Genomic DNA, 14,511 nt, shown 5'->3' with positions numbered 1-14,511 from the left:
TCACCGACAACCGAACTGCGATCATCCAGTCCCGGACACCACAGGACCTGACGAATGGAGCAGAGGTGGCACTCCCCAGCTGGGACGACCCGGACCTCAAGGGCGGGACCATGATCAGGGGCGCGCTGTGGCTGGTGCAGGTAGTCGGCGAGGGCAATACCTTCACCAAGGAGCAGCTCCGCGAAGCGTTCCCCGGAGTGGCGCAGGCCGATCGCCGGATCCGGGACCTCCGGACCTACAAGTGGGTCATCCACACCAATACCGAAGATGCCGCTCTGCTGGCTGAGGACCAGCGGTTCGTGGAGGCGGGCGTGCCCGTGTGGGACCGGGCGGCACGGCGGGCGGCTGCCCCGCAGAAGGCGGTCACGGCCAAGGAGCTGCAGGCTGTGCTGGCGCGTGACGGCTATATGTGCACGGTGTGCGGGATCGGGGGCGCAGAGCCTTATCTCGACGACTCGAACCAGACGGCAGTGCTGTCGGTCACCCGCCGCCCCACGGTCCTTCTCGACGGACGCGAGGAGGTGCTCCTCGTCACCGAGTGCAAGCGGTGCCGCGCCGGAGGCGGCGGCCCGGTCGCACGCGCAGACGAGGTCGCAGCGGAGATCAGGGCCCTGGAAGCGGCCGATCAGCGGCGGCTGGTGCGCTGGGTAGAGCGGGGGCGCAGGGGCTCGACGCCGCTGGAGCGGGCCTGGAACGCCTACCGGCGCCTCCCCGCCGATGCGAGGGACGAGGTCCGGGGCGCCCTGGAGCCCTGACCTCGTATGCTGGTGGACCGCGCTGCGGAGCGTGACGGCGCTGGTGTCACTCCCGCCCCGTAGACTTCGGTTCTTGTCCGGTTCCGCAGAGGTGGACGCCGTCGTGCGGTCCTGTACACACAGGGTGGTACAGCGATGCCTGTGCGGCCGGATACGAGTGTGCCACCACGGCGGGCCCGTCGGCCCCGCCTGCTCAGCGCTGGAAGGTCTGGCGTGCCTGGAGGGAGATCGCTATGTCGGCTGTCGGGTCCGGAGAGCCGCTAGAGGTCGTTGAGATCTGCGCGGGCGCGGGCGGCCAGTCGCTGGGCCTGGAGCGCGCCGGGTTCCGCCACCGCCTTGCTGTAGAACTCGACCACCATGCGGCCGAGACGCTTCGCTGCAATCTGGTCGAGTTCCTCGGCTACTCCGAGGAGGAGGCTGCGGCTTCGGTCAAGGTCGGCGACGTCGCGGACCCGGAGACCTTCAACCCCGGCGACCACATCGGCATCGACCTCCTCGCCGGCGGTGTGCCCTGCCCTCCGTTCAGCATCGCGGGCAAGCAACTGGGCAGCAGCGATGAGCGGGACCTCTTCGCCTGGGCCATCGAGCTCTGCGGTGAGATGCGGCCCAAGGCCCTCCTTCTCGAGAATGTCAAAGGGCTCAGTGCCAACCGCTTCGCCGGCTACCGCCAGCATGTGCTCGACCGCCTGAAGGGCTACGGGTACATCGCGGAGTGGCAGCTCCTCAACGCGGACGACTTCGGTGTGTCGCAGCTGCGTCCGCGCTTCGTGCTTGTGGCGCTGCAGGAGGAGTTCGCCCCGTACTTCCACTGGCCGGAGCGGAAGCCGGGCAGCGCACCGACAGTCGGCGAACTGCTCAAGGACCTCATGGGGGAGAAGGGCTGGGACGGGGTCGACAGCTGGGTCAAGCAGGCGAAGGACATCGCGCCCACGATCGTGGGCGGCTCCAAGAAGCATGGCGGCGCCGACCTCGGCCCCACACGCGCCAAGCGTGCTTGGGCTGCTCTGGGCGTGGACGCCATGGGCGTCGCGGACGGACCTCCGTCGCCCGCGCTGCCCCCGGCCGTAGAGGCACCCGGTCCGAAGCTCACCACTGCCATGGTCGCCCGGATCCAGGGCTGGCACGACGCTGACAGTGCCCGCAACGGCGGGGAGGACGAGGACTTCCGCTGGAGGTTCCACGGTCGGAAGACCAGCGTGTACCGTCAGATCGGCAATGCCTTCCCGCCTCCGGTGGCGAAGGCGCTCGGGGTCTCGATCAAGAACGCCCTGGACAAGAACTCCCCGCGCCGCGACCTCGTCGAGGCGGGGGACGTCGTTGCCGACCCCGTCTACAAGGTGCTGCGCAGCAGTCCGCGGGCGCTGTCGGTCGACCAGATCATCGCCAAGCTCGAGTCGGCGGGGACGGTGATGGACCAGCCCGGGGTCGAGAGGCACCTCAACCATCTGAAGCACGACTTCGAAGTGGAGGCGGTGACCCGCTCGAACGGGGCGGCCGCCTACCGGCTGGGTGAGTTCAAGGCGTTCGTGGGCCAGGACGACCACCAGCGCCATGATCTCTTCAACCAGCACCGATCCAAAATCAGCTGATCCTCGGTGATCCGGCGGCCCTGCCGGGGTTGCGGGATCACGCCCGGAGTGCGGCTACCAGTTCCTCCTGCTCGGTTTCGGACAGGGAGGACTTCTTGATCGCTTTGACGACGAGCGAGTGCAGCTGGGCAAGGTCGAGGTCGAGGGAAGCCAGCCTGTAGTGGCCGACGCCCTCGTGCTTCACGGCGTCGATGCGCAGGCCGAGCTCGCGGAGCTCGCGGATGCGCCGCTCCGTGTGGATGTCGTCCGCGTTGATCGCACGAAGGACGGCCGTCTCGACGGGTGTGCCCAGGTGTGCGTGGAGAAGCCCGTAGAGGTCTTGGTTCGCGGTGCTGTCGTAGGGGACGGACAGGTACTTCTCGGGTACGCGTCCGCCGAACCGCTCCAACAGGGCTCGGCGGACCTGCTCGCGCATCTCGTGGAAGGCCTGCCGGGACGGAGGCAGGGTCGATCGGAGGAGCTCCTGCATGGAGCGGGCCAGGTCCCGCTTCGCGGCCAGGTAGGCGCCGAAGATTGCGTCTGCTGACTCCGTGCCCTCACTGAGCAGGCTGGCCAGCTGCCCCACTGCGAACTGGGTGTTGGGCTTGCGGCGCTGCCAGTCTGCGTGCGCTTCCTGGTTCCTCATGGCTCCTCTTCGTGTGGATCCGGTGCGGCAGCCCCGGAGGTCAGCCGAGTTCGTTCCTGTTCGCCTCGGCCTGCTGTGCGGCGAGGCTCCGCAGGACGGCGTGGTCGGCCTGGGGCAGGTCCTTCAGCAGCCGGACGAACCATGACGCGATCCACGACGACTCGCGGTAGACCCAGTCGCCGTGCCGGAACACGGTTGCCGATTCCCAGGCTCCCGGCGGGGCCTCGGCACTCCGTGAAGCGGCCGCGATGTCCACTCCGCGCTCGCCCGCTGAAGGAGTGCGCCGACCCAGCTGCTCGGTGACGCCGATCAGCCACCACTGGAACACCCGGAAGGCCGGTGCTGAAGATTCCAGCGCCGACCGCGCCCCGGCCGTGGTGAGGCCGACCGAGCGGGACGCGCTGGCGGCGAGTCCCGGAGGAGGCGCGATGTGCGCGGCGTTGTGGAGGCGCACTACTCCGCCCTCTTCCTCCAGCAGCTCCTCCTGGACGGTGGAGATCCGCTCGATCTCCTCGTATGTGGTCGCGTTCAAGCCGGTGTGGAGGAACTGCTTGATCCCGCCGAAGAAGAGCGGGGGCGTCTCAATACGGAGCTCGGCGCCCGCCCGGGCCCGTACTTCGTCGAAGAGCCTCGGCCACGGGCGCTGGGTGCCGCCCGGTGCCCGCCCGGTCTCGTACCAGTCCTCCTTGGTGTCATTGGAGACGAAGAGGATGCGGCGGGAGTCGGCAGGCAGGTCCTTCGCGTGCTCAACGAGCTCCTCCCACAGGAGGAAGTCCGCCGCGGCCTTCATCGGGGTGTCCTTGCCTATGTCCCGGTAGCCCGGAGGGATCTCATTCGGGAAGCGGAAGTTGACGGCTTCCTCGACGCGTGCGCGAAGCAGTGCGTCATCGGGCGGGGTCCCGATGCGGTCGCCGTACATGCGGGCCACGCGCAGGAGGACGGGGTCCTTGTCCTCGGAGAGGTCGGCCGGCAGGCCGTGCTGGGACTTCAGGGTGTCGAGACGCTCCTTCAGGACGGCCTGGTACTCCTCCAGCTGCCCTTTGACTCCCGGTTCGCTGATGAGCTGCGTCAGCTCCGCTGCTGCCTCTGGTGACGCGCCGTACTTCGTGATCTGCCTGCTCACGGTGTTGCGGGCCGCGATGACCGACTTCACGGCCTGCATCAGGTGCTGGTTGACTTCTTTGGCCGCGCCGATGAGGGCCGTCTTGCGGGACTTCAGCGTGCTCCGTCGTCCGCGTACGAACTCCAGGCCCACCTGGTGCGGCATCCAGAGCCGTTCTGACACGGACTCCAGCGCCGTGAGCACATCCTCGCGTGCGGACTCCGTGTACTCGTACAGGCTGAGCAGGATGTTCGTGTCGAGGACGATGAGCCCGTCCGTGAAGAACCTCTCCCGGGCAGCGTCCTCGGCCGATGGAGCCGACTGCAGCCAGGATCGGAATCGCTGGAGCAGCAGAGGTTCGCTGTGGTCCACGTGCTCTCCTGCGGTTCGTCCGGCCATGGCTCGGAGATCATGCTGCCATGAGCCCGGTAGGGACGGAAATGAGTTCGAACACACAGGGAAGCCGCAGGTGCGGAACGGATCGCGCCTGCGGCTCCGTGTTTTCTCGGGCGTACGGGAACCGGGGAGCGGGCCGGGTCAGAAGGACTCGGTGGTGTCGGCCAGGTGGTGCAGGACGTCCTTCAGGTCGCCCCGGCGGGCGAAGGCGGTGCGCTGGAGGTGGGCGCCCGAGCCGTCGCGGAGCAGGGCGGTGAGGGTGGCCGCCGCGTGGTCCAGGTCGCCGGCCGCGGAGAGTTCCGGGGCGAGGTGCTCCAGCAGGGTCTCCGCGAGTTCGGCGGCCGGCAGCTCGGCCCCCGTGTAGGGGTCCAGGCCGAAGCCCTCCAGGCCGTCGCGGGCGGCCCGCCAGCGGGCCAGTCGCAGCAGCTCGTCCCGGGGTTGGGGGGCGGGCCGGAACTCGGCGATCTCGCGGAGTGCGGTGGCCACCAGCGCGCGGGCCAGCTCGGCCTGCAGCACGGCGGTGTCCAGGTCCGGGGACATGTCGGGGGCCCGGATTTCGAGGGTGGGCCAGTTCCCGGAGGGCCGGAGGTCCCAGTAGACCATCTTGGTGTCGAGCGCCGCCCCGCTGCCGAGGAGGGTCGCCACCGTGCGCCGGTAGTGGGCCGTGGAGGTGAAGTGCGGGGGGAGGCCCGCCGAGGGCCAGCTCGACCAGGCCATGGCGCGCCAGCTGGCGTGGCCGGTGTCACGGCCCTGCCAGAAGGGCGAGTTGGCGGCCAGCGCGATCAGCGTCGGCAGCCACGGCCGGACCCGGTTGGCCACGGCCACGGCGGTGTCCGTGTCGAGGGTGCCGACGTGGATGTGCCGGCCGCAGCCCACCAGGGTGTCGGTGAGCGCGCCGAACCGGCGGTGCTGCTCCCGCTGCCGGGGTTCGTCGTCGGTCAGGTGCAGCGGCCCCTCCAGGGCCATCACGGGAGACGGGCTGGCGAGCAGCCGGCAGCCGTGCGTACGGGCGGCCTTCGCGAGCGAGCGGCGCAGCGCGCCGAGCTCCGCGCGGAGGGCGGCGGCCGAATCGGCCACCGGGGTGGAGATCTCCACCTGGTACCGGGTGCCCTCGGGGTGCAGCCGGTGCGGGTCGAGGCCCGCGGTGGCGAGGACCTGCGGGGCGGCCGGGACCACCCGGAGGGTGCGTTCGTCGACGAGGAGGAACTCCTCCTCGACCCCGAGGGTGAGGGGGACCGGTCCGGTGCGTCCGGCGGGGTCCTCCCCGGGGAGCCTTCCGTGGAGCTCCCGGTGGAGCGTCTTGCTCGTGGTTCCTTTGCCAGGTTCGATCACTACGCCTCCCTGGACATACGAGTCGTTTCATCATGGGCGGAGGCCTGCGGTCCAGACCCCGGCGATTCGGTCAAATGTCCGGGGAAAATGGCGGGTTACCGGTACGGAACGGTCACCTCTGCGGCCCAGGAGCCGGCTGGGGTGACTGGTGCCGGTGAGGGGCCCGGACCGGGGGCCCGCGAGAAAAACCCGAGGGGGCCGGGAGGGGGCGCCGGTTAGCATCCCCTGTGACCCGTACGCCCTCCGAAACCCGGCCCGCCCCGCCCCGCCGGCGAATATTCGCCGACCTGACCCCGCTGCGCACCTCGCCCCACTACCGGCGCGTGTGGGTGGGCAACACCATCTCCTGGACGGGTGCGGCGATGACCGTGCTGGCGGTCCAGCTCCAGGTGTACGACATCACGGGATCCAGCTTCTCGGTGGGCCTGGTCGGACTGTTCTCCCTGGTCCCCCTGGTGGCCTTCGGCCTCTACGGCGGCGCGATCGCCGACTCGGTGGACCGCCGCAAACTGGGTCTGGTCAGCTCCGGCGGGCTCGGGGTCCTCTCGGTGGCGCTGGCCGCCGCCGCGCTGCTCGACTACCACCGGGTCTGGCTGCTCTACACGGTGGTCGCCCTCCAGGCGGTGTGCGGGGCGATCAGCTCGCCCGCCCGGTCGGCGATGATCCCGCGCCTGGTGCCGCCCGAGCAGCTGCCCGCCGCCAACGCCCTCCAGTCGATGACCACCACCTTCGGCTTCCTGGCCGGTCCGATGCTGGGCGGGCTGGTCGTGGGCCTGTGGGGGTACCAGGCCGCCTATCTGATCGACGCGGTCGCCTTCACCGCGGCCTTCTACGCGATGTGGCGGCTGCCCGCGATGCGGCCGGAACGGGCGGACGGCAAGCGGGGCCGGGCCTCGGTGCTGGACGGGCTGCGGTTCCTCGCCACCCGCCCGAACGTCCGGATGACCTTCTTCACCGATCTGAGCGCGATGGTGCTGGCCCAGCCCAAGGCGCTGTTCCCGGCCATCGCCGTGCTCTGGTACGGCGGGGACGCGTTCACCGTCGGCCTGCTGGGGGCGGCCACCGCCGTCGGCGCCCTGCTGGGCGGGGTGTTCTCCGGCTGGCAGGGCCGGATCCGCCGGCACGGGCTGGCGATCCTGCTGTCGGTGGGCGCCTGGGGGCTGGCCGTCGCCGTGTTCGGACTCACCCGGAACCTGTGGCTGGGGCTGTTCTTCCTGGCGCTGGCGGGCTGGATGGACACCATCTCGATGGTGTTCCGGACCACCATGCTCCAGGCCGCCACCCCCGACGACATGCGCGGCCGGCTCCAGGGCGTGTTCATCGTGGTGGTCGCCGGCGGGCCCCGGCTGGGCGACTTCCTGGCCGGTACGGCCGCCGACCTCACCTCCCCGGGCGCGGCCGTCACCGGCGGCGGGCTGGCCTGCGTCGTGGTCCTGGTCCTGCTGGCCGCCCGCTGGCGGAACTTCGCCCGCTACGACGCGCGGCACCCGCAGGCGTAGGGCGGCCGGCGTCCTGATGTGAACGATTTCGAATCACCATATGACAGTTCGGAAGTCCGTCGATCACGCCCTTCTCCCAGGGCGGCCGGGGGCGAGGGACCCCTCGCCGGGGACGGCACGGACTCCGGGGGCCGCACCCTCCAGCGGGTCCAGACCTGGAGCGGCAGCGCGACGGCCGGTTCGCGCTCGGCCGGCAGTACGCCTACGCGGTGGACCCCGGGCACGGCCTGGTCGAGCTGGCACCCACCCGGGACGGCCGGCTGATCGTCCTGGAGCGCGGCTTCACCCGGGAGTTCGCCATCACCGTCCGGCTGTACCTGGCCGACCCGCTGCGCGCCACCGACACCCGGAACGTGGAGCGGCTCGCCGGGGCCCCCGGCTGCGGACCGCCCGCAAGACCCTGCTGGGCGACTTCGGCACCTGCCCGACGCTGGGCGCCCCCTCGAAGCTGCCGCAGAATCATCCGCTGGTCGACAACGCCGAGGCCATGGTGGTGACCGGCTGCGAGGGCGACCGCCGGGTGCGGCTGCTGCTGCCCAGCGACGACAACGAACTGCCGCAGCAGACCACCCGCCTCTGCACCGCCGAGGTGCGGCTGCCGGCCCGTACCCGGCACTGACCGCGCCCGCCGCACCGTCCCCGGGAACGGGACCGGTCAGGCGGGCGGCTCGCCGTCCGCGGTGACGATGCCCCGGGCCACCCCCAGGTCCACCAGGTCCTGGGGGCGCAGCCGCAGCTGGCCGGCGGTGGCCGGGGCCTGGTCGGCGGGCCGCTTGAGGATGGCCGCGGCCAGTTCGGGGGCGATCACCGAGAAGTAGCTGTCCGGGGTGACCCAGGTGTTGCCCGGTGCGGCCAGCGCGAGGGCCCCGCCGGAGCCGCCCTCCCCGATCAGCAGGGTGGTGACCGGGACGGTGGCCGCGGCCAGCGCGGCGAAGGCGTCGGCGATGGCCGCCCCGGCCCCGGCGTGCTCGGCGGCCGCGTCGTTGGCCGCGCCCGGGGTGTCGACCAGGGTGAGGACCGGGACACCGAGCCGGTCGGCGAGCCGGACCAGCCGGGCGGCGGTCCGGTAGCCGGCCGGGCGGGTGGCGGTGCCGCACTGGGCGGCGTACGCGACCGGGCGGCCCTTCCGCAGGCCGAAGCCGCAGAGGATGCCGGGGTCGGTGCCGCCGGCGCGGTCCCCGGAGAGCGGCAGCCGGGACTCGAAGTAGGCGTCCAGATAGGCGCGGGCGCGCGGCCGGTCCGGATGGCGGGCGCGCAGCACGGCCTCCCAGCCGGTGGCCGGTGCCGGGTCCTCGCCGGACCGGCCCAGCGCGGCGGGCGGTTCGGCGGCCGGTATCCCGGAGGGTCCGGCGGGGCCCGGGGCGGCCAGCAGGGCCAGCCAGCCGCCGACGGTGGCGCGGAGCTCCGCCGGGGGGACCACGGCGTCCACGTGCCCGGCCGCGTACTGGCCCTCGGCGGTGTACGCGGCCGGGTCGGCGTCGGCCGGCCGGACCCGGGACCCGGCGAAGCCCACCTGGGCGCCGGGCAGGGCGAGCACCACGTCCGCGCCCGCGCCGAGGGTGGCCCAGCCGCCCCCGGTGGTGGGGTCGCGGAGCACCGCGATCTGTGCCAGGCCGGCCGCCCGGGTGAGGACCGACTGGCGTGCCACCCGCTGGAGTTGGGTCAGCGCGAGCATGCCCTCCTGCATTCGGGAGCCGCCGGTGGCGATCAGCGAGACCAGGGGCAACCGGTGGTCCCGGGCGTGCCCGTAGGCGGCCTCCAGCCGGTCGCCGGTGCGCTGCCCCAGCGAGCCGCCGAGGAAGCCGAACTCGAAGGAGACCAGCACGGTTTGGCGTCCGCCGACCCGGGCGGTCCCCACGACCACGGACTCCTGCTCGCCGGTACGCTCCCGCGCACGCTCCACCGAACCGCCGTACCCGGCCCAGCCGATGGGGCCGTCCGGGTCGGACTTCCTTGTGGGGGAGGGCAGTTCGTCGAAACTTCCCGGATCGGCCACGGATTCGAGGGCCGCGCGGGCGGACAGGCGGGTCACGGTCTCGGTCACGGGCCCAGCCTAGGGGGTGACCGGTGGATCAAGACTGGACCGGCCACCCGGGCCGGGGCCCGGGCCCCGGCCACCCGGGCCGTACCGGCAGGCCCGGGCCATCGGCCGCGACCGGGGGCCCGGGTCCGACCCGGCGGTCGGTGCGGGCTAGCCGAGGCCGGGCAGGGGTGTGGCGATCTTCAGGGCGTAGGCGGCGATCAGGCCGTGGCCGAGGCGGAAGGTCCAGGTGCGGACGGTGGGGGAGATGCGGGCGCCGGCGAAGGAGCCCAGGGCGGCGAGGGAGTGCTGCCAGAGCAGGGAGGCGAGGAGCACCCCGGCCGCGAAGGCCCCGGCGGCGGCGGGGCCGTCCAGCCGGGCGCCCTGGGCGGTGGTGAGCGCGGCGAAGTAGAGGGCGGTGGTGGGGTTCACGGCGGTCAGGGCGACGTACCGCCAGAAGGTCCGGCCCGCCGAGGAGGAGCCGGACGCGGGCCCGACGTCCGCCGGGGAGGCCGGCGCGGCCGGCGCGGCCGTTCGGGAGTCGAGGAGGCCGCGGGTGGCGATGGTGAGGAGGACGACGGCGGCCGCCAGCCGGACCCAGGCCTCCACCGGGGCCACATGGGAGGCCACCCAGGGGCCCACGGCCACGGCCAGCCCGGCGTACGCGAAGTCCACCACCGCGATGCCGGTGGCTCCGGCCATGGCCGCCCGCCGTGACCGGATCGCCTCCTGCAGCAGCAGGACGCTCATGGCGCCCATCGGCATCGCCACGCCCAGCCCGGCGGCCGCGCCGGCCAGCGACGGCCCCATCCACGCGCCGGGAGCCGCCAGCGCGGCCAGCTCGGTCAGTCCGGTGAGCTCAGTCAGGTCGGTCATGGCGGGCAGCCTGCGCCCGGGGCCGGGAAACGCGCGGGCCATTACCGGGCCGGACTGCGAGAATCGCGGTATGGACGCACTGGACAGGGAGATTCTCGGCATCCTCCAGCAGGATGCGCGGATCTCGTACCGTGATCTCGGGGTCCGGGTGGGCCTCAGCGCCAATGCGGCGGCCGACCGGGTGCGCCGGATGCGCCGGGACGGGGTGATCCGCGGGTTCACCACGCTGGTCGACCCGGCCGCCGACACCCGGGGCGGGCTGGTGGTCTTCATCGACCTCACGCTGCGCCAGGACACCACGAACGACGCCTTCGAGCAGGCCATCACCCGGCTGCCGGGGATCACCGAGGCGGTGCACGTCACCGGGGCGTACGACTATCTGGTGCGGGCCAGGGCCGCGGATCCGGCCGCCCTGGACACTCTGCTGCGGCGGCTGAAGGCGGAGGCCGGGGTCGCCCAGTCCAGCACCCGGATCGCGCTGCGCGCCGCGAACCGTCCGGGCGGACCCGCGCCCACCCCTGGCTAGTCCGTCTCTTCCGGATCTTGCCGGGCGGCGCGGGCCCGGCAAGATCCGGAAGAGACGGACTAGACCCCCGGTCCGCTGCCCGCCGGTTCCCGGGTGGCGGCCGGAGCCCCTTCCAGGGCGGACCGCCAGGCCAGGGTGGTGCCCCGGGTGCCGGATTCGGTGTGGCCGTCGTCGGTGACGGTGAGCCGGACGGAGTCCGGGTCGGCGTCCACCGACACGTTCACCGAGCCGACCCCGGGCCTGCGGTGCGCGGCCGCCAGGGCACCCCGCAGCACGGCCAGCAGGTCGGCCGCGACCGGGTCCGCGACCAGCGCGTCCACCGCGCCGGTGAAGTGCACGGACGGCTGGAAGCCGAGGAGGACCCCGGCCCCGCCGGTCTCCCGCAGGACCCGGCCGCGGAAGGTGGTCGGGGCGTCGGTGGGCGGCTGCTGGAGGGCGAAGATGGCCGTCCGGACCTCCTGGATGGTGGAGTCCAGCTCGTCCACGGCCCGGGCGAGTTCCTCGCCCACGGTGTCCCCGGCGGGGGCCGCCGAGGAGCGGCGCCGGGTGCTCTCCAGCATCATCTCGGTGGCGAAGAGCCGCTGGACCACCAGGTCGTGCAGATCGCGGGCGATCCGGTCGCGGTCCTCGTAGACGGCGAGCTGTTCGCGGTCGTGCTGGGCGTCGGCCAGGACGAGCGCCAGCGCGGCCTGGGAGGCGAACTGGGAGGCCAGCAGCCGGTCCACCGCGTCGTAGGGGCGGCCGTCGCGGTGCCGGGGGAGGGCCAGGGTGCCGATCAGCTGCCCGCCGCTCTGCAGCGGCAGCATCATGCTGGGGCCGAACCGCTCGCGGACCCGGGTGGTCATCCGTGGGTCGGTGGCGGAGTCCTCGACGAAGACCGGTTCGCCGCCGAGGAGCTGTTCCAGGACGGCGCTGCCGGGGGCGATGGCGGTGCCGACCAGATCGCCGGGATCGCCGTCGGTGGAGGCGGCCACGATCTCCATGCCGCCCTCCGGGGTGGGCTGGAGCACCACCCCGGCGGCCGCGTCGGCCAGCAGTCTGGCCCGTTCGGCCACGCACCGCAGCGCGTCCGCGGCCGGCCGGCCCGCCAGCAGGGTGGTGGTGACGGCGGCCGCGCCCTCGATCCAGCGCTCCCGGCGGCGGGCGGTCTCGTACAGCCGGGCGTTGCCGATGGCCGTGCCCGCCTGGGAGGCGAGGACCCGCAGCAGGGCCAGGTCCTGGTCGGTGAAGGGGGCGCCGGTGAGCTTGTCGGTGAGGTAGAGGTTGCCGAAGACCTCGGTGTGCACCCGGATCGGGACCCCGAGGAAGGACTCCATGGAGGGGTGTCCGGGCGGGAACCCGGCCGACCGCGGGTCCTCGGGGATCCGCTCGACCTTCAGCGGGCGCGGATCGTGGATGAGGGTGCCGAGCAGCCCGGAGCGGCCGTCCGGGAGGCGGGCGATCCGGGCCCGGCCGGCCTCGTCGAGCCCGGTGGTGAACAGTTCGGCGATCCGGCCGCGCTCGGGGTCGAGGACCCCGAGCGCCCCGTACCGGGCTCCGCAGAGTTCGGCCGCGGACTCCACCACGTGCTGGAGGGTGGAGTGCAGTCCGAGCTCCGAGCCGACACTCAGGACGGCTTCCAGCAGCACCGGGAGCCGGGGCGGCGGGTCCGCGGGGCCGCCGGGCGGCGGTGGTGCGTCATTCATACCGTCGGGCCGTTCGGTCGGTCGGTGGTCCGGGTCATCCGGTGCCCTGTCCGGTCTGTCCGGTCTGTCCGGCCTGTCGGCCTCCGGGCAGGCGGGCCGTGGGGTCGGCCGGGTCAGTCGGGTCAGCCGGCCAGCGGGTTGAGGACCATGGGGGCGATCTTCCCCTCCAGCATCGCACCGAGGCCCAGGATCGCGCACACGTCCGGGCGTTCGGCGATGGCCACCGGCATTCCGGTGGAGTCCCGCAGCATCTGGTCCAGGCCTGGGAGCAGCGCGCTGCCGCCCACCATCATGATCCCCCGGTCCGTCAGGTCGGCGACCAGGTCGGGCGGGCAGTCCCGGAGCACCTTGCCGATGCCGTCGAGGACGGCGGTCAGCGGGGTGTGGATGGCGTCGCGCACCGCGGCGGTGTCCACGTGTACGGACCGGGCCAGCCCGGTGGCCACGTCCCGGCCGTGGATCAGGGTGGAGGAGGGGCCCTCCCCGGTGATCCCGGTGCCGTGCAGGGCCAGCTGGAGCGGCCGGACGGCCTGGCTGGGCAGCATCAGCTCGTGGGCGTGCCGGAGGTGCTGGACCACGGCGTGGTCGATGGCCTCGCCGCCCACCGGGATCCGCTGGGCGGTCACGATGGAGCCGAGGGAGAGCACCGCCACCTGGGTGGCGGCCGCCCCGCACACCATGATCATGGTCGCGGTCGGCTGCTCCACGGGGAGTCCGCAGCCGACGGCCGCCGCGATCAGGGTGTCGACGAGTTCGACCCGGCGGGCGCCGAGGCCGACCAGGGTCTCCACGGTGGCGCGCTGGGCGAGCGGGTCGGCGTCGTGCGGGGTGCAGGCGGCGGCGCGCAGCCGGGGCTTGCGGCGCAGGGCGCGCCGGAGCTTCTCGCCGAGGAGGTGGCGCAGCATCCGCTGGGCCATCTCGATGTCGACCACGGTGCCGCCGGAGACGGGGCGGACCACCCGGATGTAGTCGGGGGTCCGGCCGGTCATCCGTTCGGCGAAGGTGCCGACGGCGATGAGTGCGCCGGTGCGCGTGTTGACCGCGGCGACGCTGGGCTCGTCGACGACCAGTCCGGCGCCCTTGACGTAGACGCGGGTGCGGGCGGCCCCCAGGTCGACGGCGACGTGGCACCGGCGCAGCTGCTCAAGGCTGACGGTCACGGCGGATCCTCCCGAGTGCGCTGACACAAGGTGACCGGCGTCCTGCCCGTCACATATCCCATCATTTCGGGCAAAACGGGCTGATGGCTCGTTGGGTTGCTCCGGTCGGGGTGCTGCGCAGGGGTGGATTTCTGTACCGACAGGCCGCAGCATGCCCTCACCAACCGCGCTACTCGTGCGTAACAAGGTAGGGGAGAGCCGATGCTGACGACCCGCCAGGGACTGGCCGCGCCGCTGACACGCTGTCTGGCGCTGCTCGCCCTGCTCGTCCTGACCGTGGCGCTCGCGCCGCGGCCCGCCCAGGCGGCCGCACCCGCGGCCGCCCGGAACCCGGTGGTCCTGGTCCACGGCTACAACGCCGACCCGGGGGTCTGGGGCTCGCTGCGCGAGGACCTGCGCGCCGCCGGATACGCCGAGTCCGAGCTGTTCTCCTGGGGCTACGACACCCACCAGTCCGTCAACGAAGTGCTCTCCGGCCGGTTCGCCGGCTACGTCGAGGAGGTCCGCCGGCAGACCGGCGCCGCCCGGGTCGACGTGGTCTCCCACTCCTTCGGCTCGCTGGTCACCCGCTGGTACGTGAAGTTCGGCGGCGGGACAGCCACCGTGGGCCGCTGGGTCTCGCTGGCCGGCCCCAACCACGGCACCTCCACCGCATGGGCCTGCGCCTTGTGGGACCAGGCCTGCCGCGACATGACCCCGAACTCCTACGTGCAGAAGAACCTGGCCTCGGGCGACGAGACCCCGGGCGAGGTCCGCTACGCCACCTTCTGGTCGAACTGTGACGAGGTGGTCAACCCCGACAACAGCGTCCCGCTGACCGGGGCCCTCAACACCGGCGTCGGCTGCCTGAAGCACAACGACCTGCTCGGCGACGACCCCACCTCGGCCGGCGTCCGCGCCTTCCTGGCCGCCCCCTAGAAGCCGGGGCGCCCCCCGGGGGACCCCG

14 protein-coding genes are annotated in these 14,511 nt (G+C 72.9%); 7 read left to right on the top strand and 7 right to left on the bottom strand.

Features of this window, described 5'->3' with window-relative positions; genetic code table 11:
• The first annotated feature begins 65 nt into the window (after positions 1 to 65).
• Positions 66 to 755, top strand: coding sequence for a hypothetical protein (locus ACZ50K_RS03060; protein WP_468896757.1), 690 nt, complete (start codon positions 66 to 68; stop codon positions 753 to 755).
• A 233-nt stretch (positions 756 to 988) separates the two neighbouring features.
• Complete coding sequence (locus ACZ50K_RS03055) at positions 989 to 2,344, top strand: DNA cytosine methyltransferase (RefSeq protein ID WP_468896756.1); 1,356 nt, start codon at positions 989 to 991, stop codon at positions 2,342 to 2,344.
• A gap of 37 nt (positions 2,345 to 2,381) precedes the next feature.
• Here the strand turns inward: ACZ50K_RS03055 and ACZ50K_RS03050 are convergent, their stop codons facing one another.
• The 3 genes from ACZ50K_RS03050 to ACZ50K_RS03040 form a co-directional block, all read right to left on the bottom strand.
• Positions 2,382 to 2,969, bottom strand: a complete 588-nt coding sequence (locus tag ACZ50K_RS03050; RefSeq protein WP_468896754.1) for a hypothetical protein — start codon at positions 2,967 to 2,969, stop codon at positions 2,382 to 2,384.
• A 40-nt stretch (positions 2,970 to 3,009) separates the two neighbouring features.
• Positions 3,010 to 4,443 carry a PIN-like domain-containing protein gene (locus ACZ50K_RS03045; RefSeq protein WP_468896752.1) on the bottom strand — a complete coding sequence of 478 codons (1,434 nt, stop codon included), beginning with the start codon at positions 4,441 to 4,443 and terminating at the stop codon, positions 3,010 to 3,012.
• Positions 4,444 to 4,608: 165 nt separating this feature from the next.
• Positions 4,609 to 5,799: a carboxylate-amine ligase gene (locus tag ACZ50K_RS03040; RefSeq protein WP_468896750.1), complete on the bottom strand. Its 1,191-nt coding sequence runs from the start codon at positions 5,797 to 5,799 to the stop codon at positions 4,609 to 4,611.
• 227 nt (positions 5,800 to 6,026) lie between these two features.
• Between ACZ50K_RS03040 and ACZ50K_RS03035 the strand changes: the two genes are divergently transcribed.
• The 3 genes from ACZ50K_RS03035 to ACZ50K_RS03025 all read left to right on the top strand — a co-directional run bounded on the left by ACZ50K_RS03035 (position 6,027) and on the right by ACZ50K_RS03025 (position 7,917).
• Positions 6,027 to 7,298: an MFS transporter gene (locus tag ACZ50K_RS03035; RefSeq protein WP_468896748.1), complete on the top strand. Its 1,272-nt coding sequence runs from the start codon at positions 6,027 to 6,029 to the stop codon at positions 7,296 to 7,298.
• A gap of 62 nt (positions 7,299 to 7,360) precedes the next feature.
• On the top strand, positions 7,361 to 7,795 hold the full coding sequence (locus ACZ50K_RS03030) for an esterase-like activity of phytase family protein (RefSeq protein ID WP_468897199.1): 435 nt from the start codon (positions 7,361 to 7,363) through the stop codon (positions 7,793 to 7,795).
• On the top strand, positions 7,786 to 7,917 hold the full coding sequence (locus tag ACZ50K_RS03025; RefSeq protein ID WP_468896747.1) for a hypothetical protein: 132 nt from the start codon (positions 7,786 to 7,788) through the stop codon (positions 7,915 to 7,917). Before ACZ50K_RS03030 ends, ACZ50K_RS03025 begins: the two co-directional genes overlap by 10 nt.
• 36 nt (positions 7,918 to 7,953) lie before the next feature.
• Here the strand turns inward: ACZ50K_RS03025 and ACZ50K_RS03020 are convergent, their stop codons facing one another.
• Positions 7,954 to 9,342, bottom strand: a complete 1,389-nt coding sequence (locus ACZ50K_RS03020; protein ID WP_468896746.1) for a carboxyl transferase domain-containing protein — start codon at positions 9,340 to 9,342, stop codon at positions 7,954 to 7,956.
• Positions 9,343 to 9,489: 147 nt separating this feature from the next.
• A complete protein-coding gene (locus tag ACZ50K_RS03015; protein WP_468896744.1) occupies positions 9,490 to 10,194 on the bottom strand; it encodes a LysE family transporter in 705 nt (234 codons plus the stop codon).
• Positions 10,195 to 10,264: 70 nt separating this feature from the next.
• Here ACZ50K_RS03015 and ACZ50K_RS03010 point away from each other — a divergent pair, with 70 nt between their 5' ends.
• Complete coding sequence (locus tag ACZ50K_RS03010) at positions 10,265 to 10,720, top strand: Lrp/AsnC family transcriptional regulator (protein WP_468896742.1); 456 nt, start codon at positions 10,265 to 10,267, stop codon at positions 10,718 to 10,720.
• A gap of 59 nt (positions 10,721 to 10,779) precedes the next feature.
• Here ACZ50K_RS03010 and ACZ50K_RS03005 read toward each other — a convergent pair whose 3' ends face one another.
• Positions 10,780 to 12,405 carry a sensor histidine kinase gene (locus ACZ50K_RS03005; RefSeq protein WP_468896740.1) on the bottom strand — a complete coding sequence of 542 codons (1,626 nt, stop codon included), beginning with the start codon at positions 12,403 to 12,405 and terminating at the stop codon, positions 10,780 to 10,782.
• 122 nt (positions 12,406 to 12,527) lie between these two features.
• The gene (locus ACZ50K_RS03000; RefSeq protein ID WP_468896738.1) at positions 12,528 to 13,565 is read right to left on the bottom strand and encodes a rod shape-determining protein; all 1,038 of its coding nucleotides are present in this window, start codon (positions 13,563 to 13,565) and stop codon (positions 12,528 to 12,530) included.
• 201 nt (positions 13,566 to 13,766) lie between these two features.
• Between ACZ50K_RS03000 and ACZ50K_RS02995 the strand changes: the two genes are divergently transcribed.
• Positions 13,767 to 14,483, top strand: coding sequence for an esterase/lipase family protein (locus ACZ50K_RS02995; protein ID WP_468896736.1), 717 nt, complete (start codon positions 13,767 to 13,769; stop codon positions 14,481 to 14,483).
• The last annotated feature ends 28 nt before the right edge of the window (positions 14,484 to 14,511 follow it).

The sequence above is a fragment of the Streptomyces sp. NPDC033845 genome, assembly GCF_055576225.1.
Note: the sequence above shows the minus strand (reverse complement) of the source record. Positions and strands in the feature narration are given on the sequence as shown.